Annotated in this window: 20 protein-coding genes; 11 read left to right on the forward strand and 9 right to left on the reverse strand. The window is 64.4% G+C overall.

Translation table 11 applies throughout. From position 1 onward, the window contains the following. Window positions 1-429: 429 nt before the first annotated feature. Window positions 430-1326, forward strand: a complete 897-nt coding sequence (locus EKL94_RS08960) for an HNH endonuclease (protein ID WP_126928810.1) — start codon at window positions 430-432, stop codon at window positions 1324-1326. Window positions 1327-1457: 131 nt separating this feature from the next. On the opposite strand, the gene EKL94_RS08965 is transcribed toward EKL94_RS08960, so the two are convergent. The 4 genes from EKL94_RS08965 to aceE all read right to left on the reverse strand — a co-directional run bounded on the left by EKL94_RS08965 (window position 1458) and on the right by aceE (window position 6332). Then, a complete protein-coding gene (locus EKL94_RS08965) occupies window positions 1458-2162 on the reverse strand; it encodes a hypothetical protein (RefSeq protein ID WP_126928811.1) in 705 nt (234 codons plus the stop codon). Between the two features lie 3 nt (window positions 2163-2165). After that, a complete protein-coding gene (locus tag EKL94_RS08970) occupies window positions 2166-2657 on the reverse strand; it encodes a hypothetical protein (protein WP_126928812.1) in 492 nt (163 codons plus the stop codon). Then, window positions 2657-3529 carry a ParA family protein gene (locus tag EKL94_RS08975; RefSeq protein ID WP_126928813.1) on the reverse strand — a complete coding sequence of 291 codons (873 nt, stop codon included), beginning with the start codon at window positions 3527-3529 and terminating at the stop codon, window positions 2657-2659. Before EKL94_RS08975 ends, EKL94_RS08970 begins: the two co-directional genes overlap by 1 nt. Window positions 3530-3644: 115 nt before the next feature. After that, window positions 3645-6332: a pyruvate dehydrogenase (acetyl-transferring), homodimeric type gene (gene aceE / locus EKL94_RS08980; RefSeq protein WP_126928814.1), complete on the reverse strand. Its 2688-nt coding sequence runs from the start codon at window positions 6330-6332 to the stop codon at window positions 3645-3647. Window positions 6333-6900: 568 nt separating this feature from the next. On the opposite strand from aceE, the gene EKL94_RS08985 reads away from it, so the two are divergent. Both EKL94_RS08985 and EKL94_RS08990 read left to right on the forward strand, forming a co-directional pair. Further along, window positions 6901-7461: a PadR family transcriptional regulator gene (locus tag EKL94_RS08985; RefSeq protein WP_126928815.1), complete on the forward strand. Its 561-nt coding sequence runs from the start codon at window positions 6901-6903 to the stop codon at window positions 7459-7461. 59 nt (window positions 7462-7520) lie between these two features. Then, window positions 7521-8318 (forward strand): siderophore-interacting protein, encoded by a 798-nt coding sequence (locus EKL94_RS08990; RefSeq protein ID WP_126928816.1) that lies wholly within the window; start codon window positions 7521-7523, stop codon window positions 8316-8318. 73 nt (window positions 8319-8391) lie between these two features. Here the strand turns inward: EKL94_RS08990 and EKL94_RS08995 are convergent, their stop codons facing one another. After that, entirely contained in the window at window positions 8392-9213 is an 822-nt protein-coding gene (locus EKL94_RS08995) for a hypothetical protein (protein ID WP_126928817.1), read from the reverse strand. Between the two features lie 209 nt (window positions 9214-9422). Here EKL94_RS08995 and EKL94_RS09000 point away from each other — a divergent pair, with 209 nt between their 5' ends. After that, window positions 9423-9824: a hypothetical protein gene (locus EKL94_RS09000; RefSeq protein WP_126928818.1), complete on the forward strand. Its 402-nt coding sequence runs from the start codon at window positions 9423-9425 to the stop codon at window positions 9822-9824. A gap of 246 nt (window positions 9825-10070) precedes the next feature. On the opposite strand, the gene EKL94_RS09005 is transcribed toward EKL94_RS09000, so the two are convergent. Together EKL94_RS09005 and EKL94_RS09010 are read right to left on the reverse strand one after the other, a co-directional pair. Continuing rightward, the gene (locus EKL94_RS09005; RefSeq protein WP_126928819.1) at window positions 10071-10778 is read right to left on the reverse strand and encodes a YceI family protein; all 708 of its coding nucleotides are present in this window, start codon (window positions 10776-10778) and stop codon (window positions 10071-10073) included. 86 nt (window positions 10779-10864) lie between these two features. Beyond that, window positions 10865-11455 carry a malonic semialdehyde reductase gene (locus tag EKL94_RS09010; RefSeq protein WP_004139510.1) on the reverse strand — a complete coding sequence of 197 codons (591 nt, stop codon included), beginning with the start codon at window positions 11453-11455 and terminating at the stop codon, window positions 10865-10867. A gap of 120 nt (window positions 11456-11575) precedes the next feature. On the opposite strand from EKL94_RS09010, the gene EKL94_RS09015 reads away from it, so the two are divergent. The 6 genes from EKL94_RS09015 to EKL94_RS09040 all read left to right on the forward strand — a co-directional run bounded on the left by EKL94_RS09015 (window position 11576) and on the right by EKL94_RS09040 (window position 15506). Then, window positions 11576-12541: a mitochondrial fission ELM1 family protein gene (locus EKL94_RS09015; protein ID WP_126928820.1), complete on the forward strand. Its 966-nt coding sequence runs from the start codon at window positions 11576-11578 to the stop codon at window positions 12539-12541. A 128-nt stretch (window positions 12542-12669) separates the two neighbouring features. Then, window positions 12670-12900, forward strand: a complete 231-nt coding sequence (locus EKL94_RS09020) for a hypothetical protein (protein WP_126928821.1) — start codon at window positions 12670-12672, stop codon at window positions 12898-12900. A gap of 48 nt (window positions 12901-12948) precedes the next feature. After that, complete coding sequence (locus tag EKL94_RS09025) at window positions 12949-13800, forward strand: DUF2145 domain-containing protein (RefSeq protein ID WP_126928822.1); 852 nt, start codon at window positions 12949-12951, stop codon at window positions 13798-13800. A 19-nt stretch (window positions 13801-13819) separates the two neighbouring features. After that, entirely contained in the window at window positions 13820-14323 is a 504-nt protein-coding gene (locus EKL94_RS09030; protein WP_004139502.1) for a hypothetical protein, read from the forward strand. A gap of 31 nt (window positions 14324-14354) precedes the next feature. Then, window positions 14355-14870 (forward strand): hypothetical protein, encoded by a 516-nt coding sequence (locus tag EKL94_RS09035; RefSeq protein ID WP_126928823.1) that lies wholly within the window; start codon window positions 14355-14357, stop codon window positions 14868-14870. Between the two features lie 75 nt (window positions 14871-14945). Further along, on the forward strand, window positions 14946-15506 hold the full coding sequence (locus EKL94_RS09040) for a queuosine precursor transporter (protein WP_126928824.1): 561 nt from the start codon (window positions 14946-14948) through the stop codon (window positions 15504-15506). 325 nt (window positions 15507-15831) lie between these two features. On the opposite strand, the gene glnE is transcribed toward EKL94_RS09040, so the two are convergent. Then, the gene (gene glnE, locus EKL94_RS09045; RefSeq protein WP_126928825.1) at window positions 15832-18627 is read right to left on the reverse strand and encodes a bifunctional [glutamate--ammonia ligase]-adenylyl-L-tyrosine phosphorylase/[glutamate--ammonia-ligase] adenylyltransferase; all 2796 of its coding nucleotides are present in this window, start codon (window positions 18625-18627) and stop codon (window positions 15832-15834) included. Window positions 18628-19045: 418 nt separating this feature from the next. Between glnE and EKL94_RS09050 the strand changes: the two genes are divergently transcribed. Next, window positions 19046-20560, forward strand: coding sequence for a succinyl-CoA:acetate CoA-transferase ScpC (locus tag EKL94_RS09050; protein WP_126928826.1), 1515 nt, complete (start codon window positions 19046-19048; stop codon window positions 20558-20560). Window positions 20561-20704: 144 nt separating this feature from the next. Here EKL94_RS09050 and hglS read toward each other — a convergent pair whose 3' ends face one another. Further along, a complete protein-coding gene (gene hglS, locus EKL94_RS09055; RefSeq protein WP_126928827.1) occupies window positions 20705-22066 on the reverse strand; it encodes a 2-oxoadipate dioxygenase/decarboxylase HglS in 1362 nt (453 codons plus the stop codon). Window positions 22067-22073: the final 7 nt, after the last annotated feature.

Raw genomic sequence — 22073 nt, forward strand, 5'->3', positions numbered from 1 at the left:
AGAACTACCCAAGACTCACCGACTCGGAGTTTGCCCTGTTTCGGGCCGACGCCGAGAGCTTCGCCGAAGCGTTGGCTTGCCAAGGCGTCACCATCGGAATGCATGATTCCAGTGGACACTTCTTTGATATGAGCGTACCCGGGGATGCCGTTTTGTTCGTGGACAACTCTGGGCCAAGTCTTCTGATAGTCACCATGTCTACGGTCGCAAGCGATGCAACGGAGCTACAACGCTGGAAAGATGGATGGGGCTCACCAGAGAGACGCAGGAGGAATTTGAGCGCGCCTGAGAACAGCTGCGCTAGATCTGCGTCCCAGTAGCCCCCCCATCTGCGCCCTGTCCAGGCAGCCAAACGCGTCAACCAATGACACAAGGAACCTGGTTCTGGCTAGAATCCTGGGCACTTAGCTTCTGGGACAGGGATCTAGGATGGAACTCCCATTCGAGGTGGGCGCGCTCTACAACCGTCAAAAGCAGATCCATGGTGTATTTGGCGGGCAACAGCAAGGCGGCATTTCTACACCCAAGGAGCATCCGTTAGTCATCGCGTTCACTGGCGAGGCCGGCGTGTCTCACGGCTACCATGACTTCTGGGACGACGACGAAGTCTTTCATTACTTCGGCGAGGGTCAAGTCGGAGACATGAAGTACGTGGCGGGCAACCGAGCGATTGGTGAGCACGTCAGGGATGGCAAGACGCTTGTAGTGTTTCAGATGATGGGCAAGGGGCGGCCCTACCGGTACCTTGGTAGGTTCATTTGCCAGTCTTCTTACGTTCAACCTGGCATGCCAGATCGAGAAGGGCAGCTTAGATCTGCGATCGTGTTCCGCTTGAAATCACTGGAAGCCTCGCTGGGCCTCGCGGCGGGTGAGTCGGATCAAGCAGAAGTCGATGCTGCATTCGATGACGTTGGCGCGACGAGCGCAAGACGCGAAACCGAAGTGCGGACGAAGCAACGCCTGTTCCGCGAACGCCTGATCGGCGTTGAAAAGGGTTGTCGTCTGACCGGCATTGAGGATCTGAGATTCCTTCGCGCGAGCCACATCAAGCCATGGGCGGATAGCACTCATAGCGAGCGCGTTGATGGCGAGAATGGGCTATTGCTGGCTCCGCATGCGGACCTGCTTTTTGATCATGGGTGGATTAGCTTTTCGTCGAATGGTCGCCTTCTCGTCTCGAGCGAGCTGCCATCAGAGGTGCGAGGTCGGCTCGGCCTAAACTTGGATAAACATCTTCGACGTGAAGTTTTCTCCCATAAACAGCTTTTCTTTCTGGATTTCCACCGGGACATTGTTTTTGAGAGCCGACGCCCCCGCTTTCAGTAGCTGGGTTCTTTAGAGTCCAGGCCTGATCGTAGCGGATTTTTCGCGAACTGCCGGACACAGACGGCCGGCGCCAGGCCGGCCGGGATGCAAAGAACAAAACAGAGAAAATCCATGCATTACTCAGACACCGTTCATGCCCTATCGAGCTTCAGCTTCTCTCGATAGTCTGCAGATGTGCCGTGCAGAAGTTCTCGCTTCGCATCCGTCTCAACGTACCTCCAAACTTCATCCATAAATGAGCAAATCACGACATCCCTGGAAATGTCCGCACAATTCACCGCCAGGCTAACTGTATCTCTCAGCAATTCTTCGCTATGCGAAGAATCACTTATTGCTAGTGACTTATTCCAATGACCAGGAATTTGCCCGTGTATTATTGCCGAAACCTTTGAATACCACGAATCCAAGCGTGACACTAGCGCAATTGCCGATTGCTTCTTCTTCCAGCCTTCAACATGAATCTGGAAATAGTCAATTATTTCCGATTTCGACAAGTAAAACTTTTCATCTCTCACCAAAGTCTTCAGCTCAACTGGGTGCGACCTAAAATAGCAATAGTAAATTGCGCACTCTAGCATCGACCTCATCGCCGATACTGCAGGCTTATAAAGTGACAGCGAAATACAACGCACCACATCGTGGCCTGACAACTGCATTTCGTGAACAAATGGCAATGCCGGATTACCATCTTCCACGACCTGAATTTGACGAGCCAGCATGGCAATCTTTGCGATAGCCGAATGTATATCTTTAACATGCGATTCTTCTCGGCAGAACGCCTCAACATTCTCCTGCCAACTCACCGCCAAAAGAGCATCACAAAGCTGATTACTCATAGCTCAGTCCCTTCGTCTATCAGCAATCCCTCCGAGATACAAATCATCCTCTACATCGAGCCCAATATTCCTCAGAAGAGATTTTCGAGCACTAGTTGGTGAAATTGAGAGGAAGTAATTTATGATCTCCCTTGAGGTCATGTCATCCGATTCGATCACATCGAAACTCGGATTGATTTTAGACAAAAGTGCCTTCAACTCTCTTTTCGGAAGACGCTTCCGACTTAGCACCTCCAACACTAGATCAACCAACCCATCAGAGTTCGGGGCGGGCGGGGATACTTCCTCCCAGGGAGATTCAAAATTAACCTCCCCATCTTCATCATATTGACTTGACTTATAAACCTCCATCAGCAGGTCAAAAAAACGATATCTAAATGATGAGTCCTCATCCAAATACTTTACAAGCCTCTGAAGATCTCGGCCACTGAGATTTGACGAAATCAATGAAGCTATAGCAGCACGAAAAATTCGCTCTCTATCTTTATTAGCCATTACCAAACCCCTGTCCTTTCAGCCAATTCAAATGCCACATTCTGGAGGTTGGCGCGAGCCTTCTTACTATGGGGCTTCTTATTGTGCCAGACAAAGCCCTTCCCACCCTCCGGCTCGGAAAATGCCTTATATCTTTTCAGTGTATTTCTCATACAATATTTAGAATACTTAGCATCAGAACGAATCGTCAATTCCTCCACAGTACTTCCAGTTAGAGGGGCCTTATTGAAAAGAATATGAGGAACAGGGCCATGCCCACCCAGCTTCTTAGACTCGATGAAGTCAAGCATCAAACCAATGCCTCGCACTGCGTACCTCTCAGGCACGACAGGAATAAGAACATGATCCGAATTGCCAAGTGCGGTTTTAGTCATGAGCGATCCAGCCGGGTGGCAATCAATCACAACAAGATCAAATGTGCGCCTGCATTCATCGATGAATTTTGAGAATCTTTTTTCAATGACAGAAATCTGTGTCTCAGCACGCCCCAATGCCACATACATTAGATCAAGTGTCGATGGAACTATGCTGAGCGAAGAACCATTATCATAAGAAAACACGCCCCTAGTTAAATCCCCCACGCCAGGAGGCTGGGAAGTTTCCGGGATCTTTATTCTGTATGGATCAAGGTCCTTGGCGCTCTCCTGTAAAACAGAGAGAATTGTTTTTCGCTCCTGATCCAAGCGAAAGTATTCTGCAGGCGGAATATACGCCTGCGACAGATTGAATTGCGGATCGTAGTCAATTATCAGAACCTTTCGGGTCGGCTTGTCTCGCCATTTGTAGTACCCAAGAGCTCCAGCAACGTTGAGCGCCACTGTGGTCTTTCCCACACCGCCCTTCATGTTCATGACCGTAACAACTTTGCCCATCAGAGATCCGTCCCTTTGGCGATGAGATGCGCAACGCGACACCAGTAGCCCACATTCTCACGAATAAAAAAAGGGCCCGCAAGCGGACCCTTTCCAAAACGGTGGAAACGTCTAATCAAACCCCAACAGGATTAGCCTTCTCCGGATCAATCTTGTACTGCTTGATCGCCCGGGCCACATCCTTCGCGGTCATCTTCCCTTCCTTCGCCAGCGCCGCAATCGCGGCATGGGCGATGTAGTAGCGGTCCACTTCAAAGAACCGGCGCAGGTTCGCACGCGTATCCGAACGACCGAAACCATCCGTACCCAGCACGGTGTACGACATCGGCACGAACGCACGGATCTGGTCCGCATACGCACGCACGTAGTCGGTGGCGGCAATCGCCGGGCCCTGGCGGCCTTCCAGCAGCTCGGTCACGTAGGCCTTGCGCTGCTCACCTTCCGGATGCAGGCGGTTGGCGCGCTCCACGTCGAAACCATCGCGACGCAGTTCGTTGAAGCTCGGGCAGCTCCAGATATCGGCAGTCACGCCGAAGTCCTTGTCCAGCAGCTCGGCGGCGGCAATGGCTTCGCGCAGGATGGTGCCCGAACCCAGCAGCTGCACGCGCAGCTCGCCCTTCTTCGGCTTGCCGGCGTCAGTCAGCAGGTACATGCCCTTGACGATGCCTTCGGCCGCGCCTTCCGGCATTTCCGGGTGGGTGTAGTTCTCGTTCATCAGGGTGACGTAGTAATACTCGTCAATCTGATCTTCCATCATCGCCTTGGTGCCGTGCTGCAGGATCACCGTCACTTCGAAGCCGAAGGTCGGGTCGTAGCTGCGCACGTTCGGGATGCCACCGGCCACCAGATGGCTGAAGCCATCTTCGTGCTGCAGGCCTTCACCGTTCAGCGTGGTGCGGCCAGCGGTGCCACCCAGCAGGAAGCCGCGGGTACGCATGTCCGCCGCCTGCCAGGCGATGTCGCCCACGCGCTGGAAGCCGAACATCGAGTAGTAGATGTAGAACGGCAGCATCGGCACGTTGCTGACCGAGTAACTGGTACCAGCCGCCATCCACGAGCTGATCGCACCCGGCTCGCTGATGCCCTGCTGCAGCACCTGGCCGCTCTGGTCTTCGCGGTAGAACATCAGCTGGTCCGCGTCGACCGGCTTGTACTTCTGGCCGAACGGCGCGTAGATGCCGATCTGGCGGAACAGGCCTTCCATACCGAAGGTACGGGCTTCATCGGCCACGATCGGCACGATGTGCGGGCCCAGTTCCTTGTCACGCAGGGTGATGTTCAGGCTCTGCACGAAGGCCATGGTGGTGGAGTAGCTGCGCTCGCCGCTGCTCTTCAGCAGGCGCTCGTAGCTTTCCAGCTTCGGTGCCACGAAGGTCTTGTCGGCCTTGCGGCGGCGCTGCGGCAGGTAACCGCCCAGCGACGCACGGCGTTCCTGCAGGTACTGCACTTCCGGCGAATCCGGGCCCGGGTGGTAGAACGGCACCTGGCCGTCGGCCAGCTGCGCGTCGGTCACCGGAATGTTGAAGCGGTCGCGGAAGTGGCGCACCGCTTCGTCGTCCAGCTTCTTGGTCTGGTGGGTCGGGTTCAGTGCCTCACCGGCGCTGCCCATGCCGTAACCCTTCACGGTCTTGGCCAGGATGACGGTCGGCATGCCCTTGGTGTTCACGGCCTGGTGGTAGGCGGCGTACACCTTGTGCGGGTCGTGGCCACCACGGTTCAGGCGCCAGATGTCGTCGTCGCTCAGGCCGGCAACCATCGCAGCGGTTTCCGGGTACTTGCCGAAGAAATGCTCGCGGGTATACGCGCCGCCGAAGGCCTTGCAGTTCTGGTATTCACCGTCGACGGTTTCCATCATCAGCTTCTTCAGGACGCCGTCGCTGTCCTTGGCCAGCAGGGCATCCCAGTAACCGCCCCACAGCAGCTTGATCACGTTCCAGCCGCCGCCACGGAACACGCCTTCCAGTTCCTGGATGATCTTGCCGTTGCCGCGCACCGGACCGTCCAGGCGCTGCAGGTTGCAGTTCACCACGAAGATCAGGTTGTCCAGGCCTTCACGGCCGGCCAGGGCGATGGCACCCAGGGTTTCCGGCTCGTCGCTCTCGCCGTCGCCGATGAAGCACCACACCTTGCGGTCGGACTTCTCGATCAGGCCACGGTTTTCCAGGTAGCGCATGAACTGCGCCTGGTAGATGGCGGCCAGCGGGCCCAGGCCCATCGACACGGTCGGAGTCTGCCAGTATTCCGGCATCAGCCACGGGTGCGGGTACGAGGACAGGCCACCGCCGTCCACTTCCATGCGGAACTTGTCCAGCTGCTCTTCGCTGATGCGGCCTTCCAGGAAGGAACGCGCGTAGATGCCCGGGGCGCTGTGGCCCTGGATGAACAGCAGGTCGCCCGGGTGGCTCTCGCTCGGAGCGCGCCAGAAGTGGTTGAAGCCCACGTCGTACAGGGTGGCGCCGGAGGCGAACGAGGCGATGTGGCCGCCCAGGTCACCCGGCTTGCGGTTGGCGCGGACCACGGTGGCCATCGCGTTCCAGCGGATGATCGAACGGATGCGCCATTCCAGCTCGGCATTGCCCGGGCTCTTGGCCTCGAGCTGCGGCTCGATGGTGTTGACGTACTCGGTGGTGGGAGAGAACGGCAGGTAGGCGCCCGAACGACGGGTCAGTTCCACCATGCCTTCCAGCAGCTGATGCGCGCGCTCGGAGCCCTCGACATCAATAACGGCCTTCAACGACTCGATCCACTCCTGGGTTTCCACAGGATTCGGGTCGTTGTTCAGCACCTCGTTCAACCAGTTCATTAGCGCTCCCATAACCGCACGCACGCGCGCGACTGTTGTATAGATTTCTAGACCGCAAAGTGTAGCGCACCAAGGGCTTTCGTCACTTGGCTACGCTGGCGTATGGATGCAACCGGCCAGTGTCCGCAAGGGGCTTGCCAGGCCCGCTGACGGCCCTGCGGCGGGCCTTGGTGGCTGCGCGGGCTGTCGCTTGCGGGCCGCTGCGCCCATGTGCAGGACGCAGTGTTACCGTTGCCGATGACGGTTGTAGGGCAGCGCCATGCCCACCAGTATCGGCTGCGCGTGCCGGCGCTGAACCGGCGACAACGTGTCGCACCTGCCTCTGGATCGCCCCCCGCCCTGCCCTCAGGGTAGGCCTCGAGTGTTGGCCCCGCCCGCTTCGGTCCGCCGTCTGGCCCTGCCTCACTCCCTTCCACAGTGTTGCCCGGGGCGCCTCGCAAGGGGCGCCCCTTTTGCTGTGCGCGGGGCTGGCCGTGGCCCAAAACTGACCCGCTTGTGGCCGGATCGGTGATTGTCGTCTTCGATATATCGATATATCGTTTGCACACTCGTTTACCGATATATCGAAATGAGCCGTACCACTTCTCCCAGAGCCCGTTCCACCAATCCGGAAGTGCCGCGCCGCAACGGCCAGCCGCGGGTGCTCAGCCGCGGCGACCTGCGCCTGCTGGTGCTGGCCCTGATCGGCGAGCAACCCCGCCATGGCTACGAGCTGATGCAGCTGATCAGCAACCAGTTCATGCAGGCCTACACGCCCAGCGCCGGCACCATGTACCCGCTGCTGGCCAGCTTCGAGCAGGCCGGCTGGATCGAGGCCGAGGAAGTGGACGGCAAGCGGATCTTCCGCATCACCGCCGCCGGCGAGTTCGAGCTGAAGGTGCAGCGCACCCAGGTGCGCCTGGCGCAGCGGCGTGCCTTCGACCGTGCCCGCGAGATCACCAAGGCCTCGCTGCCGCCGCCGCTGGCCGGTGCCCTGCGCGAGTTCAAGCGGGCGCTGGTGCATCACCACGGCCGCTGGGCCGAGGGCGAAGCGGAAGAAGTGGCGGCGCTGCTGACGCGGGCATCCGCGCTGCTCAACGGTACGGCCGGTAGCGAGAGCCCACCCATTTCAACGACCCAGCCAGACTGAATCCAGCCAGGTCTCCCCTACGCCGCGCGCCAACGCGCGACACCTTTACAGGTAACCCCATGACCGAACACAACAACACGCGCCTGCGCCTGGATGTGCGCTTCCGTGAACTGACCGTGCTGCGCACCGAAGAGGTCACCCCGCACATGCGCCGCATCGTGCTGGGTGGCGCCGGGCTGGCCGGTTTCGATTCGCCCGGCGCCGACGACCACATCAAGCTGTTCTTCCCCAATGCCAGCGGCGAGATGGTGCTGCCGGTGGTCACTGCCGAAGGCCGCAGCTATCCGGCCGGCAAGGAGCCGTCGCCGGCCCGCGACTACACCCCGCGCTGGTGGGACCACGAGACCGGCGAGCTGGCCATCGACTTCGTGCTGCACGACCAGGGCATTGCCGGGCCGTGGGCCGAGCAGGCCAAGGCCGGCGACACGCTGGTGATCGGCGGCCCGCGCGGATCGTTCGTGGTGGCCGACAGCTTTGATGCCTACGTGCTGATTGGCGATGAAACCGCGCTGCCGGCCATCGCCCGCTGGCTGGACGTGCTGCCGGACGGTGCCGAGGTGCAGGCCTTCATCGAAGTGAGCGACGAAGCCGAACGCCAGGACCTGCCGCAGTACGAGAACGTGCGCATCCACTGGCTGGAGCGCAATGGCTTCCCGGCGGCCAGCAGCACGCTGCTGGAAGACATGCTGACCGACTTCGAGGCACCGGACGGCGATGTCTTCTACTGGATCGCCACCGAATCGCGCCGCGCGCGGATGATGCGCAAGTTCATCGAAGGCCACCTGGGCGTACCGCGCGACTGGATCCGCTCGACCGGCTACTGGAAGGCCCATCCGGACGAAACCGACGGCGATTGATCCAAAGACGGTGGGTGCGGACCGTTGGTCCGCACGCCCTCCAATGGGTAGTGCCGGCCGCTGGCCGGCAACCTCATGAACCTTCGGCAGGAACCTGCAATTGCCGGCCAGCGGCCGGCACTACCTCCTGCCGCGTCCACCCGAACCGCTGCGCGGCCCAGATCTCCAGCACCACCAGCAGCGCGATGACCAGCAGCGGCAGCAGCAGCCCGAAGTACACGCCGGGCATCATGCCGTTGATCTGCGCCTTCACCAGCCGCAGCACGCCACGGGTGTGCAGCAGCTCATCCACATGCATGGTCAGCGCCTCACGCACCACCTTGGGTTCCAGGCCCACGGTGCCGGCCTTGTCCACCAGCGTGTCTTCCACCATGCCGCGCAGCAGGCCTTCGCGCACCTTGCCGATCACCCAGCCGGTGCCGCGTGCCAACGGGCCATTGCCAAGACGATCAAGGCCGGGCAACGGATGTTCGCTGAGGTAGGCCGAAGCGATGGTATCGGCCACGTCACCCACCGTGCCCTGGCTTCGCAAAGCCTCGCGCATGCGCGGGTCGTCCAGCGAATCGGTGAAGCCTTCGCTCCAGCCTTCCACCAGGGTCTGCAGGTGCGGCTGGAAATGATCGAGCTGCTTGAACAGCGCGCGATGCGCACCAGCAGTGAAGCCCAGCTGCAGGCCGAAGAAGGCGGTGGCCAGCGGCAGCACCACCACGTAGCTGGCAAGCAGCCAGTGATGCCAGCGCTTGCGCCGCTGCAACCAACCACGGCGGTGCAGCCCGCGCCAGGCGACGATGCCCAGCACCAGGCCAAGCAACGTGCCTAGCACGCTGCCGCCCACCAGATCGAGCACGCTCAGGCCCGACCAGAATTCGTTCAACCAGTACTGCGCGTCCTGCATGGGTCTTCCTTCCGTGGGTGATACAGCGGGCCATTGTAGAGGCGAGCCGATGCTCGGCTGCTCTTCGTTCCGCCATCGGAGAACCCTCGCGCTGCGCGCGATGAGCCGAGCATGGGCTCGGCTCTACAGGGATTCCGACACCCGGTTCAACGCATTACCCGGCAAGCAATGCGACAATCGCGCTCCTTTCCTGCAGCAACGAGGCCCACATGGCCAAACTGACCCTGGCCAGCGTGGACGCGCTGCGTACCCGCTTTGCCGATGACGCCGCCTGCGATGCGGCTCTGGCCGCGTTCGCCGACACCGCTACGCTGCGCACGCCGCTGCGTGAGCTGGTGGAGGCACAGCACCGCTACCTGCAGGCCGAATTCGAAGTGGCGCAGGTGGCCGATGTGCTGCGCCGCGACCAGAAGTACGCGCCGGTGGGCCGGCCTTCGATCAACATCGTGCAGCTGCGCAAGCAGCAGGCCGCGACCAAGCAGGCCGCGCTGATCGCACGCCAGGTGGTGGCGCAGGCCGCGCAGACCTTCGTGCGCGTGAGCGGGCTGGCGGTGAAAGCCAAGCAGAGCCCGAGCGAGGCGTGCATGGCATGGTTGGGCGCGCTGCGCTGAGCGCGCGTACCCGGTAGTGGCCAACCTTGGTTGGCCTGCGGAGTGCCCGTGTGCCAACGAAGGTTGGCATCTACCAACGCGCTCTCCGGCCCGCATGAACCGGTAGTGGCCAACCTTGGTTGGCCTGCGGAGTGCCCGTGCGCCAACCAAGGTTGGCATCTACCAACGCGTGTTCCCCGGGACCCAAAAAGAAGGCCCGCTTTTCAGCGGGCCTTCTGCCTTCTCACGACGAGTGAGTGGGGTGCATCAAGCAGCCGGCTTTTCGCCGGTGGCTTCGGTGGTGATGCGGATCTTCACTTCATCGCTGACGTTCGGGGCATACGCGCCGACGCCGAAATCGCTGCGCTTCAGGGTGGTGGTGGCGTCAAAGCCGGCGGCCGGAACCTTGGCCATCGGGTGCTCGCCGCCGCCGTTGACGGTGACGTCCAGGGTGACCGGCTTGGTGATGCCCTTGATGGTCAGGTCACCGGTGACGGTCAGCTTGTTGGTGCCAGCAGCTTCCACCTTGGTGCTCTTGAAGGTGGCATCGGCGAACTTGGCGGCGTCGAAGAAGTCGGCGCTCTTCAGATGCTCGTCGAACTTGGCGGTGAAGCTGTTCAGGCCGCTCAGCGGCAGCTTCACTTCCACGGTGGACTTGGTCACGTCGGCGGCGTCGTACACCAGGGTGCCTTCAACGTTGCCGAAGTGCGCGCTCGGGTTGGAGAAGCCGAAGTGGCTCCACTGGGCCAGCACGTCGGTGTGGGTCGGGTCCAGCTTGTAGGTGCCCGAGGCGATCTGGATCGCTTCGGCGGCCGGCGCGGCGGCAGCGGCGTCGGCGGCCGGGGTGGCAGCCTGCTCGGTGGTAGCCGGGGCGGCGGCATCGGCAGCCGGGGCAGCGGTGTCGGCCGGCTTGGAGCAGGCGGCGATGGCCAGGGTCAGGGCCAGCGGCAGCAGCAGTTTACGGGTGGCGCTCATCTGAGGAACTCTCCGGATCGTAGGGTGGGTACACGGTGCAGCAAGAGCCTGCCACGGGACGGCAGGCCCGAAACCGATACAGCGACTTACGCGATGCGCGCCGCTTCGTCGAACGACAGGCGCGGCAGACGCGGGAACAGGCCCGCCGAGTCACCGTAACCCAGGTTGACCAGGAAATTCGACTTGATGGAGGTGCCGGCGAAGAAGGCTTCATCCACCTTGGCTGCATCGAAGCCCGACATCGGGCCGGCATCCAGGCCCAGCGCGCGTGCGGCCAGGATCAGGTAGGCGCCCTGCAGGCTGCCGTTGCGGATGGCGGCTTCGTGGCGGCCTTCCTGCGGGCCGTCGAACCAGGCCTTGGCATCGGTGTGCGGGAACAGGTACGGCAGCTTCTCGTGGAAGTCCAGGTCGAAACCGATGATGACGGTGACCGGGGCGGCCATGGTCTTGTCGTGGTTGCCTTCGGACAGGGCCGGGGCCAGCTTGGCCTTGGCTTCCTTCGAGGTGACGAAGACGAAGCGGGCCGGCGTGGTGTTGGCGGCGGTCGGGCCCCACTTCACCAGGTCATACAGTTCCTGCAGCAGGCTGGCCGGGACCGGCTTGTCGAGGAAAGCGTTCTGGGTGCGGGCAGTGCGGAACAGCTGGTCGAGGGCAGCAGCGTCGAGCGCGTGGGACATCGGTGGATCTCCAGGGCGGCGAAGGGAAGTCAGTGCCCGCGGGCGGCGCGGGGCGAAACGACGAGCCGCAGTGTAGAGTGTCACGACTGTTGCAACACCCAGCAGGGCTGAAACGAATTAATGCCACAGGTGAAACGATCGAGTGCGCCCTGGACGGTCACGGACGGCCGTGCCGGCAATGTCCGCCAGGCGGTCGCGCTGGCCTCTGCGCTGCGCCAGGGCACCCATCGGCCGCTGGTCCTGCAGCCCCGCGCACCCTGGCGCTGGCTGTCGCCGCGGCGGCTGCCCGGTGATGTGAACGGCTACGGCGAGGCATTCGCGACGCTGGCCACGGACGCCCCGCCGCTGGCGATCGGCTGTGGCCGTCAGGCCGCCGGCGCACTGCGCGTGCTGCGCGCACGTGGCAGCCAGGTGGTGCAGATCCTCGACCCGCGCATCAACGCCCGCCACTGGGATGTGGTGGTGGTGCCCGAACACGATGCCCTGCGTGGCAGCAACGTGCTGACCCTGCTCGGCAGCCTCAACCCGGTGGACGACGACTGGCTGGCCTGGGGCCGCGCCGCGTTCGCTGGCTTCAGTACCCTGCCCGGCCCGCGCACCGCGCTGCTGGTGGGCGGGCCGACGCCGCTGGCGCCCTGGGACGAGACCGCGATGGTGGGCGTGTTCCAGGCGCTGGCCGAGCAGATCCGCAGCGAAGGCGGCAGCCTGCTGGCCACCACCTCGCGACGCACGCCGCCGGCCTTGGCTGAGATCCTGCGCGCGACGTTCGCCGACCTGCCGCATGTGATCTGGGGCGACGGCGGTGACGGTACCAATCCTTATGGCGGCCTGCTCGGCTGGGCCAACCGCGTGGTGGTCTCGCCCGATTCGGTGAACCTGCTGTCCGAAGCCTGCGCCACGCGCATGCCGGTGATGGTGGCGCTGGCCGATACCGTGCAGGGCCGGCTGGCACGCTTCCAGCAGCAGCTGCGCGAGCGCGGCCGGCTGCAGGCGCATTGGCTGGACTGGCAGTACGACCGCATCGAACCACTGCGCGAGACCGCGCGGGTGGCGGCGGAAGTGAAACAGCGCCTGGCATTGGGGTAGTGCCGGCCGCTGGCCGGCAATCCTGGGCGCCTGGCATCACGGTGGTGCCGGATGCGCAGCGATTTCTGAACATTTCGATCCGCCCGCACCGTTAGAGTCCAGCTTCCCCCATCACGCTGAACGTCTTCATGCGCACCCTGCTCCTGCTGCCCCTGGCCCTGCTCGCTGCCTGCTCCACCACGCCCACCGAGCTGGATCCGATCTCGTATCAATGCCAGCAGCAGCTGGACGCTTACCGCGAGCAGCCGGCGCTGCGCGATCCGAAGACTGGCGAGCGCCCGCCGCTGCCGGTGGCCCCGATCAGCGATGCCTGCGACAAGGAACTCCAACGCAAGGGCGTGGATCGTCCGCTGCGCTGAGCAGCGTATGATCGGCGCGCGGGCCTGCCCGCCGTTGAAGGTATCGACATGGATCGTTTTTCCCGCCTGCCCCGCGCCGCGCTGCTGATCGCCAGCCTGCTGGCGACCGCACCGGCCTGGGCCAACAGCACCGAGTGCCGCGAGCGCTACCCGAGCGTGGCGTCGCAGGCGGCAATGCTGGACGTGGCCTGGACCACCGCCGAGCGCCTGGACGCGCTGCCTGATGTTGACGTGGTGGTGGCCGCACGCGGTGGCCAGGACCTGAGCCGCTATGGCCTGCGCCACAGCCACCTGGCGTTCCTGCTGCGCGAGGACGACGGCCGCTGGCGCGCGATGCACCTGCTCAACCGCTGCAAGACCGACAGCTCGCAGCTGTACCACGAAGGGCTGGGCAACTTCGTCGGCGAGAGCGGCGGCCATACCGACCTGCGCATCGGCGTGCCGTCGGCACCACTGCGTGCCGCGCTGAAGGCGATGCTGGTGTCGCCGTCGATCCAGCCCAAGGCACTGCACGAGACCAGGTACAACGTGGTCGCCTACCCCTTCGCCACCGACTACCAGAACTCCAACCAGTGGGTGCTGGAAGTGCTGGCCGCGGCGATGGCGCAGATCGAAGGCGCGCCGGCCATCGTCAAGCGCGAACAGGCGCAGCAATGGCTGCGCCAGCAGAAGTACCAGCCCAGCGTGCTGCATATCGGCCTGGGCAAGCGCGTGGGTGCGCGCCTGTTCGTAGCCAACGCCACCACCACCGACCATCCGGCCGGCGAACGCATCTCCGGCAACTATTCGGTGGTGACGGTGGAGTCGGTGTTCGATTTCCTGCACCAGCGCAGCCAGCTGCAGCAGGAACTGGTGATCCCCCATGTGCCGGTAGCCGGTGCTGCCGCCGCCACGCCCTGAATCCAGCAAGGAGAACGACATGCGTACCCTGCCCGCCGTCCTGATGCCGATGCTGATCGTCGCGAGCCTGGCCTGGTCCACGGCCGCCCATGCGGAGCGCCGCATCGTGATCATCCATGACCCGGGTCCGCAGGGGCCGAGCCTGGAGATGTCCACGCAGATGGTGACCTCGGCACGCGCGGCGGCGGCGAAGGAAGCCCAGGATGCCGCCGATGCTGGCCAGCCGCTGGCGCGCCCGCAGCAGATCAAGCTGCCGCAGATGCAGGTAAGCGCCATCGCCACCACCGTGGATGGCCGCCGCGAAGTGCTGCTGCGTGATGCCAACGACCCGCAGAACACCGCGTCGATGCAGTACCCGCGCGGCATCGGTGATCCCGCCGTGCAGTTCACCGTGGGCCAGACCGTGAACTTCGAGCCGACCGGCGCCGACCAGGGCTGGCAGCTGAAGGACAACCAGGGCCGCCCGCTGGAATACCTGCCCGAGGCCACCGGCCCGCGCGACATCTTCGATACCCGGCGCTGAGCCGCCGTCCCCCCCTGACCAGGAGGTCTCCATGTTCCGTTGCCTGCGCGTTCCCGCCACTGCCCTGCTGCTTTCGGCGCTGGTGGTACCCACCGTCCATGCCGGCGCCGCGCCGCAGCTGAACAGCGGCCAGACCAGCGTGCTGGTCACGTCGCTGATCGTGCTGTCGATTCCGTTGGCCACGTCGATGGGATTGGCCGAACTGTCCAAGGCCCCGTTCAAGGCCAGCGAGCGCAACGGCAAGGTCGCCGCACGCACGCCGGCGGTGCCGCTGCCGCCGATGGAGGTGAAGCAGGTCGCCACCACGCCAGCCGGTGAGCGCCAGGTGCACCTGCAGGTACCCGGCAAGGCCGACCAGACCGCAACGCTGCAATGGCCGGCGGCTGCAGGCGATGACCCGATTGCCGGATTCGTCGTTGGCCAGCAGGTGCGCTTCGACCCGACCGACGCGGGTGCCGGCTGGACCGTGAAGAGCGCGCAGGGCCAGGCGCTGGCCTATGTGCCGACCGCCTACGCCGCTGGCGACGTGATGAGCGAAGCGCTGTAAAGCTGAACGACCGGTTTTGGCTTTGCCGCGGGCCGGGCGGATAATGGGCGATCCCCTTTGTCCCCGTGGCTCGCCATGTCCGTGCGTCCTGCCCCTGTGTTTGCCCCACTGACCGCCCGCGCCCTGGTGCTGGCGGTGCTGGCCATGGGCGCGGTGGTGCTGCTGTCCAACGTACTGGTGCAGTACCCGATCAACGATTGGCTGACCTGGGGTGCCTTCAGCTATCCGGTCGCGTTCCTGGTCAGCAACCTGATCAACCGCCGCTTCGGCCCGGGCCCGGCGCGCCGCGTGGCGTGGATCGGCTTCCTGGTGGCGGTGCTGCTGTCGATCTGGGTGGCCACGCCGCGCATCGCCGTTGCCTCGTGTTCGGCCTTCATCGTGGCGCAGCTGCTGGACATCACCGTGTTCGACCGCTTGCGCCGTGGCAGCTGGTGGCGCGCACCGATGGTGGCCACCACCTGCAGTGCGACGGTGGATACCACCATTTTCTGGTCGATCGCATTTGCCGGCTCGGCGCTGCCGTGGGTGAGCTGGGCCGCCGGCGACCTGGCGGTGAAGCTGGCGATCGGCGTCTGCCTGCTGGCCCCGTTCCGCGCGTTGCTGTGGAAGATGGCGCCGCTGCGCACCACCAGCTGACCGCACATGCTCTGGTAGGTGCCGACCGTTGGTCGGCACGCTCCATCGGAGTTCATCACCGCTGACAGATTGTGCCGACCAACGGTCGGCACCCACCAGGAGCGGGCATCGCCAGGCCATAGCTCTGGTAGGTGCCAACCTTGGTTGGCGCTTGGCATTCATGCCAACCAAGGTTGGCATCTACCAACGGCGGGCCATCGCAGGGCCATTGATCCGGTGGGTGCCGACCGTTGGTCGGCACGCCCTGCAGAACTCATCGCTGCCGACAGATTGTGCCGACCAACGGTCGGCACCCACCGAAAGTTGTTGCAGCATTTGCACCCACTCAGGCGAACGGCAACTCCGCGGCTCTGCACGCTGCCGTAATCGCGGCGCACGCCTCTTCAATCGCGGGCGTGGTCGGTGCCAACCGCGGGCGGCGGTCCAGCGTGCAGGCCAGGCCAACATCCAGCAACGTGGCATGTGCTCCATGCAACGCCTGCGCCGTGTCTTCCGGCAGGAAACCGGCAACCGCCAGCGCATCAATCAACGAGGGCGTATCGCGCGGCTGCAGCAGCGCCGCATGCTGCGCACTGCGCGCCAGCACACCGGTCTGCAGCAGGAACTCCAGGTCCACCACGCCACCGGCGCCCTGCTTCAGGTCCAGCCGCGCGGCATCGCTGCGGTCCAGTTCGGTGCGCATGCGGCCGCGCATCTTCAGCACGTCCGCATACAGCACACCGGCATCACGCTCGCGCCCCAGCGTCTGCGCACGCACCTGCTCAAAGTCCTCCAGCAAGCTCGCATCACCGGCCACGCCGCGCGCGCGCACCAGGGCCTGGTGTTCCCAGGTCCACGCCCGTTCGCGCTGGTACTCGGTGTAGCTGGCCAACGAAGACACCAGCGAGCCCTTGCCACCATCCGGGCGCAGGCGCACGTCGATGTCGTACAGGCGCCCGGCGGCGGTCACCGCACCGAGCAGTGCCATCACCTTCTGCGCCAGGCGCGCGTACCAGCGCCCCGGCTCCAGCGGACGTGCACCATCGCTGGCGTCCACCCCGGCCGGGTTGTCGTGCAGGAACACCAGGTCCAGATCGGAACCGAAACCCAGTTCAAGCCCACCGAGGCTGCCGTAGCCGATGATCGCGAAGCGCCCGCCGGGAATCTCGCCGTGTGCGGCGTGCATGTCCGCTTCGGCCATCGCCAACACGGTGACCACCACCGCCTGCGCCAGCTCGGCCAGTTGCCGGGTGCTGTCCACCGCGCCCTGGCGGCCATCCAACGTGGCCATCGCCATGCGGAAGCTGAGCGCCAGCCGCGTTTCATTGAGCCAACGCAGCGCAGATTCGGGATCCTCCACCGCCAGCACCTGCTGGCACTCGGCCAGCATGCCAGCGGCATCCGGCATCGGCCCGGACACGCGTACGTCCAGCAGTTCGTCCAACAGCAGCGGATACGCCGCCAGGCGCTCGGCCAGCAGCGCGCTGCGCGCCAGCACATCGACCAGCCGCGCCAACGCACTGGGCTGCTCGTCCAGCAGCGCGAGATAGCTGGTCCGGCGCAGCACCGCCTGCAGCAGGCCAAGCACGCGCTTGAGCGCGGCATCCGGCTGCGGTGAACGCGTGGCCGCATGCAGCAGAGCAGGCAGTACACGGTCCAGACGCGCACGCGCGGCATCAGACAGTGATTTCACGCCGGTGCCCTGGGCGAAATCACGCAGCGACTGGTCGGCGCCGTTGGCATCGAGGAAACCGGCTTCGGCCAGCAGTGGTGCGTTGCTGCCTTCGGGCAGGCTGCGCCAATAGTTGGCCAGCGCGTCGGGCGCGGCCTGGCCCTTGCGCGGTGCCAGCAGCGCGGCGAATTCAGTACTGACCCGCTGCTGCTGCACAGCCAACGCCGCGCGCAGCACGTCCCAGTCCGGGTAGCCCAGGCCGACGGCGATGCGCTCGCGGTCCAGCGCGTCGCTGGGCAGTACGTGGGTCTGCGCGTCGCGCAGCATCTGCAGGCGGTTTTCCAGCCGGCGCAGGAACAGGTAGGCCTCGCGCAGTGCACTGCCATCCTCCGGCGCGATCTGTCCGGCGGCCACCAGTGCGTCCAGCGCCACCAGCAGGCGACGTTCGCGCAGTGCCGGTTCACGGCCACCGCGGATCAGCTGCAACGCCTGGCACAGGAATTCGATTTCGCGGATGCCACCGGCGCCGCGCTTGATGTCTTCATGCAATTCACGGCGCGCGACTTCGGCGGTGATGGCCGCCTTCATCTCGCGCAGGCCGTCGAGCGCGGTGAAATCCAGGTAGCGGCGGTACACGAACGGGCGCAGGGTCTGCAGCCACGCCTCACCCGCCTCGATATCGCCGGCCACCGCGCGCGCCTTCAGCCACGCATAGCGTTCCCAGTCGCGGCCCTCGCGCTGGAAGTACTGGTCCATGGCCGCGAACGAGAGCGCGACGCGGCCAGCGCTGCCGAACGGACGCAGGCGCAGGTCGACGCGGTGGCTGAAGCCATCGACGGTGGTTTCATCCAGCAGCTTGGCCAGGCGCTGGCCGAGACGAGCGAAATATTCTTCCGCCGCCAACGGGCGCGGTCCGTCCGATTCGCCGCCCTGCGAGTAGGCATAGACCAGATCCACATCGGAACTGAAGTTGAGCTCGCCACCGCCCAGCTTGCCGAGGCCGAACACGACCAGTTGCTGCGGCGCACCCTGTTCATCGGCGATGACGCCGTGGCGCTGGGCGAATTCCTGCTGCAGGGCATCCAGTGCCAGCCGCAGGCAATCCTCTGCCAGGGTGGTGGCACCGGCCAGGGTCTGCGCCACATCGTCCAGACCGGTCAGGTCGCGCCAGATCAGCCGCGTGGACATGGCGGTGCGCCAGCGCCGTATCTGCGCCGGCCAGTCGCTGGGCTGCAGCGGATCGAGCACCGGGGCCGGGATCGGCGGGCAGCCGGGCGCGGCCAGCTGCGCCAGCAGCGCCGGTTGCCGCACCAGGGTGTCCAGCGCGAAGTCGCTGGTCACCGCCAACCGGGTCAGCAACGGCAGCAGGTCGGCCGGGATGGGCTCGGGCAGGACCTGGGCCAGGCGCGCCAGGGCGCGGTCGACAAGAGGCTGCAGGGAGGCGGGCAGGTCAGCGGGGGCGAGGGTCATGGGCTGATTGTATCGACCCGGCCGGGACGCAACGGTCCCTGTAGTGCCGGCCGTTGGCCGGCAGATCCGATGACCTGGTAGTACCGGCCGCTGGCCGGCAAATCCGATGACGCCGAAGGTTACTGGGGTTGCCGGCCAGCGGCCGGCACTACCGATAATGGAGGTCGCGTATTCATACTGGGCGACAGGCAATAAAAAAGCCCGCTTGCAGCGAACTGCCAGCGGGCTCTGCTCCCTCCCCCACGTCGGGATGCAGGGCCATCGTGCGGGCTGCGAAAGCACTTTGCACGCTGCACTGCAAAACAAAACCGGCGGGTTTGGGTGAGCCCCCGGGGAAAAGCCATTCCACGAAGGTAGAACCCCCCGTACGGATGAGGATGGCCGATAATCGGAATTCCCCCCAGCAACACGTGTCGTCATGTCTGTTGATCGCATCGCCAACGCGCGTCTTCGTGACCGCGTGGTCTCCGCAGAGGCCGCAGCCGCGCTGATCCAGCCCGGTGAAACCGTGGCCATGAGCGGCTTTACCGGCTCCGGGTATCCCAAGGCCGTTCCCGTCGAACTGGCCCGCCGCATCGAAGCGGTGCATGCCCAGGGCCTGCCCTTCCAGATCAGCCTGATGACTGGCGCGTCCACCGCGCCGGAACTCGATGGCGCGCTGGCCAAGGCCGATGGCATCGCCATGCGCATGCCGTTCCAGAGCGACCCGGATGCGCGCAACCGCATCAACGAGGGCAAGCTGGATTACATCGACATCCACCTCAGCCACGTTGCCCAGCACGTGTGGTTCGGCTTCTACGGCGAGATCGATACCGCCGTGATCGAAGTCTCGGCCATCCGCGAGGACGGTTCGCTGGTGCCCTCCACCTCGGTCGGCAACAACAAGACCTGGCTGGACCTGGCCAAGAAGGTGATCGTCGAGGTCAACGAATGGCAGCCGGCCGGCGTCGACGGCATGCACGACATCTACTACGGCACCGCGCTGCCGCCGCACCGCAAGCCGATTCCGCTGGTGAACGCCAACGACCGCATCGGCGACACCGCGCTGCGCTGCGACCCGGACAAGATCGTGGCGGTGGTGCGTACCAACGGCCCCGACCGCAATAGCCCGTTCAGCCCGATCGATGCGACCAGCGAACAGATCGCTTCGCACCTGATCGAATTCCTCAAGCACGAGGTGAAGAAGGGCCGCCTGCCGCCGAACCTGCTGCCGCTGCAGTCGGGCGTGGGCAACATCCCCAACGCCGTGCTGGCCGGCCTGGCCAAGAGCGGTTTCCGCGACCTGGCCGCGTTCACCGAAGTGATCCAGGACGGCATGCTCGACCTGCTGCGCGACGGCGTGCTGAGCTACGCCTCGTGCACCGGCTTCGCGCTGAGCCCGCAGGCCAACGAGACGTTCAAGGAGAACATCGATTTCTACCGCGAGCGCATCATCATGCGTACGCAGGAAATCTCCAACCACCCCGAGCTGGTGCGCCGCCTGGGCTGCATCGGCATGAACGGCATGATCGAGGTGGACATCTACGGCAACGTCAATTCGACGCACGTGATGGGCACGCGGATCATGAACGGCATCGGCGGTTCGGGTGACTTTGCCCGCAACGGTTTCCTGTCGGCGTTCCTGAGCCCGTCCACGGCGAAGAACGGCAGCATCTCGGCGATCGTGCCGATGGCCAGCCATGTCGACCACACCGAGCACGACGTGTCGGTGATCGTGACCGAACAGGGCCTGGCCGATCTGCGTGGCCTGACCCCGCGCAAGCGTGCGCAGGTGCTGATCGACAACTGCGCGCATCCGGATTTCCGCCCGCAGCTGCAGGACTACTTCGACCGCGCCAGCCGCGAGAGCTACGGCAAGCACACCCCGCACCTGCTGCCGGAAGCGCTGTCGTGGCACCAGCGTTGGCTGGATACCGGCACGATGAAGGGTTGATCATTGTCGGTTCGCCGGGCATGGCCCGGCGCTACCAGCGTCCGGTGGGTGCGGACCTTGGTCCGCACTGCATTTGCTCTGGAGCCCGGATACATCAGTGCGGACCAAGGTCCGCACCCACCACACGCACCCAAGCGGTCCCGATCAGGTGCGCAGCGCCGCCAGCGATTCAGCCTGCAGCCGCTCGTAGATCTCGAACTCGTCATTCACCGCCACGCCCAGCGCCTGCTCGAAGGCCTCCCGGTTGGCATGTGCGGCATAGGCGCGCTGTTCTTCACCGCCCAGGTTCGACTGGAAGATGCCCGCGGCACTGACCGGCAGGAAATCCTCATAGACGATCGGGTCGGCCGTGGCCAGTCCGGCGGCCACCAGCACTTCGGCGGGCAGATCAGCCACGCGCTCCGGTGCGGCGCGGCCAGCGTCGGTCAGCTGGTACCGGTAGTAGCCCAATCCTTCCTGGCGCAGCGTGTCATGGTCATCCGGGAAGCTGGCGAACACCGCCTGCAGGCGCTGGCCGTAGTCGCCACCGGTGCTGCCTTCGCCACCGGCATCGCGTGCCTGCGACAGCAGCTGGTCGTACAGCGCGCGCCCCTTCGGGGTCAGCGCAAGGCCGCGCTGTTCGATCTCGCCGAAGCGCGCGGTATGGGTGCCGGCATCACCACCGTCGCTGTCCGGGAAATGCACGGCTTCTTCCAACGCCTTGAAGCTGGTCTGGCGCAGCAGGATCGGGCAGGCACGGCGCGGCGGACCTTCAATGACCGCCTTGGCCGCCATGCCGTGTTCGATCATCGCGGCCTGCGCGGCGTCGATGTCCAGCGTGCGCGGCGTCAGATGGTTGATGTGCGGACCACGGAAACTGACCACGTCGGCCACCAGGCGGTGCGCGTTGTGCAGCGCGTGGTAGGTCGGCAGATCGACCGTGGCATCGCCGTGCCAGCGGAAGGTTTCCAGTGATTCGTCGACGAAGCGCTCGGCATCGGCCTGCGACAGGCCACCGTCACGCTCGGCCTGGTCGATCAGCGCCAGTGCGCCTTCGGTGAAGATACGGCGGCGTTCGAGGATGCGCGCGGACTCGGCACGCAGCGCTTCGTCTTCGATCAGCTCCAGGCGCAGCAGCGAGGTGAACACGCGGAACGGATTCTGCGCCAGCGCGGCGCCGGTCAGCGGGCGGAACGCGGTGGAGTGCACCGGCACGCCGGCCACCGACAGGTCGTAGTAACCGACCGGGAACATGCCCATCACCGCGAACAGGCGGCGCAGCGTGGCCAGCTCCTGCACGGTGCCGACGCGGATCGCGCCGTGGCGCTCTTCATCCAGGCGCGCACGCTCGTCGTTGCGCTGCAGCTGCGCGGCCAGAGCGGGGTCCTGCTCCAGCACCTGCGCGTTGATCCGCTCCACCAGTTCCACCAGCGTGCCGTACAGCGGCACTTCGGTGCGGTACATGCGGGACATGGCCTGTGCGAACAGGCGGCGGATCACATCAGGCGAAACGAAAGAGGCGCTCATCAGTCAC

The sequence above is a fragment of the Stenotrophomonas maltophilia genome, assembly GCF_003970865.1.
Classification (GTDB): domain Bacteria; phylum Pseudomonadota; class Gammaproteobacteria; order Xanthomonadales; family Xanthomonadaceae; genus Stenotrophomonas; species Stenotrophomonas maltophilia_AR.

Bases quoted from the DNA above. Each gene is read 5' to 3' on its own strand.
- EKL94_RS08985 (WP_126928815.1), top strand. From the start codon at position 6,901: ATGAGCCGTACCACTTCTCCCAGAGCCCGTTCCACCAATCCGGAAGTG.
- EKL94_RS09015 (WP_126928820.1), top strand. From the start codon at position 11,576: ATGCCACAGGTGAAACGATCGAGTGCGCCCTGGACGGTCACGGACGGC.
- EKL94_RS09035 (WP_126928823.1), top strand. From the start codon at position 14,355: ATGTTCCGTTGCCTGCGCGTTCCCGCCACTGCCCTGCTGCTTTCGGCG.
- EKL94_RS09020 (WP_126928821.1), top strand. From the start codon at position 12,670: ATGCGCACCCTGCTCCTGCTGCCCCTGGCCCTGCTCGCTGCCTGCTCC.
- hglS (WP_126928827.1), bottom strand. From the start codon at position 22,066: ATGAGCGCCTCTTTCGTTTCGCCTGATGTGATCCGCCGCCTGTTCGCA.
- EKL94_RS09000 (WP_126928818.1), top strand. From the start codon at position 9,423: ATGGCCAAACTGACCCTGGCCAGCGTGGACGCGCTGCGTACCCGCTTT.
- aceE (WP_126928814.1), bottom strand. From the start codon at position 6,332: ATGAACTGGTTGAACGAGGTGCTGAACAACGACCCGAATCCTGTGGAA.
- EKL94_RS09025 (WP_126928822.1), top strand. From the start codon at position 12,949: ATGGATCGTTTTTCCCGCCTGCCCCGCGCCGCGCTGCTGATCGCCAGC.
- EKL94_RS09050 (WP_126928826.1), top strand. From the start codon at position 19,046: ATGTCTGTTGATCGCATCGCCAACGCGCGTCTTCGTGACCGCGTGGTC.
- EKL94_RS09005 (WP_126928819.1), bottom strand. From the start codon at position 10,778: ATGAGCGCCACCCGTAAACTGCTGCTGCCGCTGGCCCTGACCCTGGCC.
- EKL94_RS08990 (WP_126928816.1), top strand. From the start codon at position 7,521: ATGACCGAACACAACAACACGCGCCTGCGCCTGGATGTGCGCTTCCGT.
- EKL94_RS09030 (WP_004139502.1), top strand. From the start codon at position 13,820: ATGCGTACCCTGCCCGCCGTCCTGATGCCGATGCTGATCGTCGCGAGC.
- EKL94_RS09040 (WP_126928824.1), top strand. From the start codon at position 14,946: ATGTCCGTGCGTCCTGCCCCTGTGTTTGCCCCACTGACCGCCCGCGCC.
- EKL94_RS09010 (WP_004139510.1), bottom strand. From the start codon at position 11,455: ATGTCCCACGCGCTCGACGCTGCTGCCCTCGACCAGCTGTTCCGCACT.
- glnE (WP_126928825.1), bottom strand. From the start codon at position 18,627: ATGACCCTCGCCCCCGCTGACCTGCCCGCCTCCCTGCAGCCTCTTGTC.
- EKL94_RS08965 (WP_126928811.1), bottom strand. From the start codon at position 2,162: ATGAGTAATCAGCTTTGTGATGCTCTTTTGGCGGTGAGTTGGCAGGAG.
- EKL94_RS08975 (WP_126928813.1), bottom strand. From the start codon at position 3,529: ATGGGCAAAGTTGTTACGGTCATGAACATGAAGGGCGGTGTGGGAAAG.
- EKL94_RS08970 (WP_126928812.1), bottom strand. From the start codon at position 2,657: ATGGCTAATAAAGATAGAGAGCGAATTTTTCGTGCTGCTATAGCTTCA.
- EKL94_RS08960 (WP_126928810.1), top strand. From the start codon at position 430: ATGGAACTCCCATTCGAGGTGGGCGCGCTCTACAACCGTCAAAAGCAG.
- EKL94_RS08995 (WP_126928817.1), bottom strand. From the start codon at position 9,213: ATGCAGGACGCGCAGTACTGGTTGAACGAATTCTGGTCGGGCCTGAGC.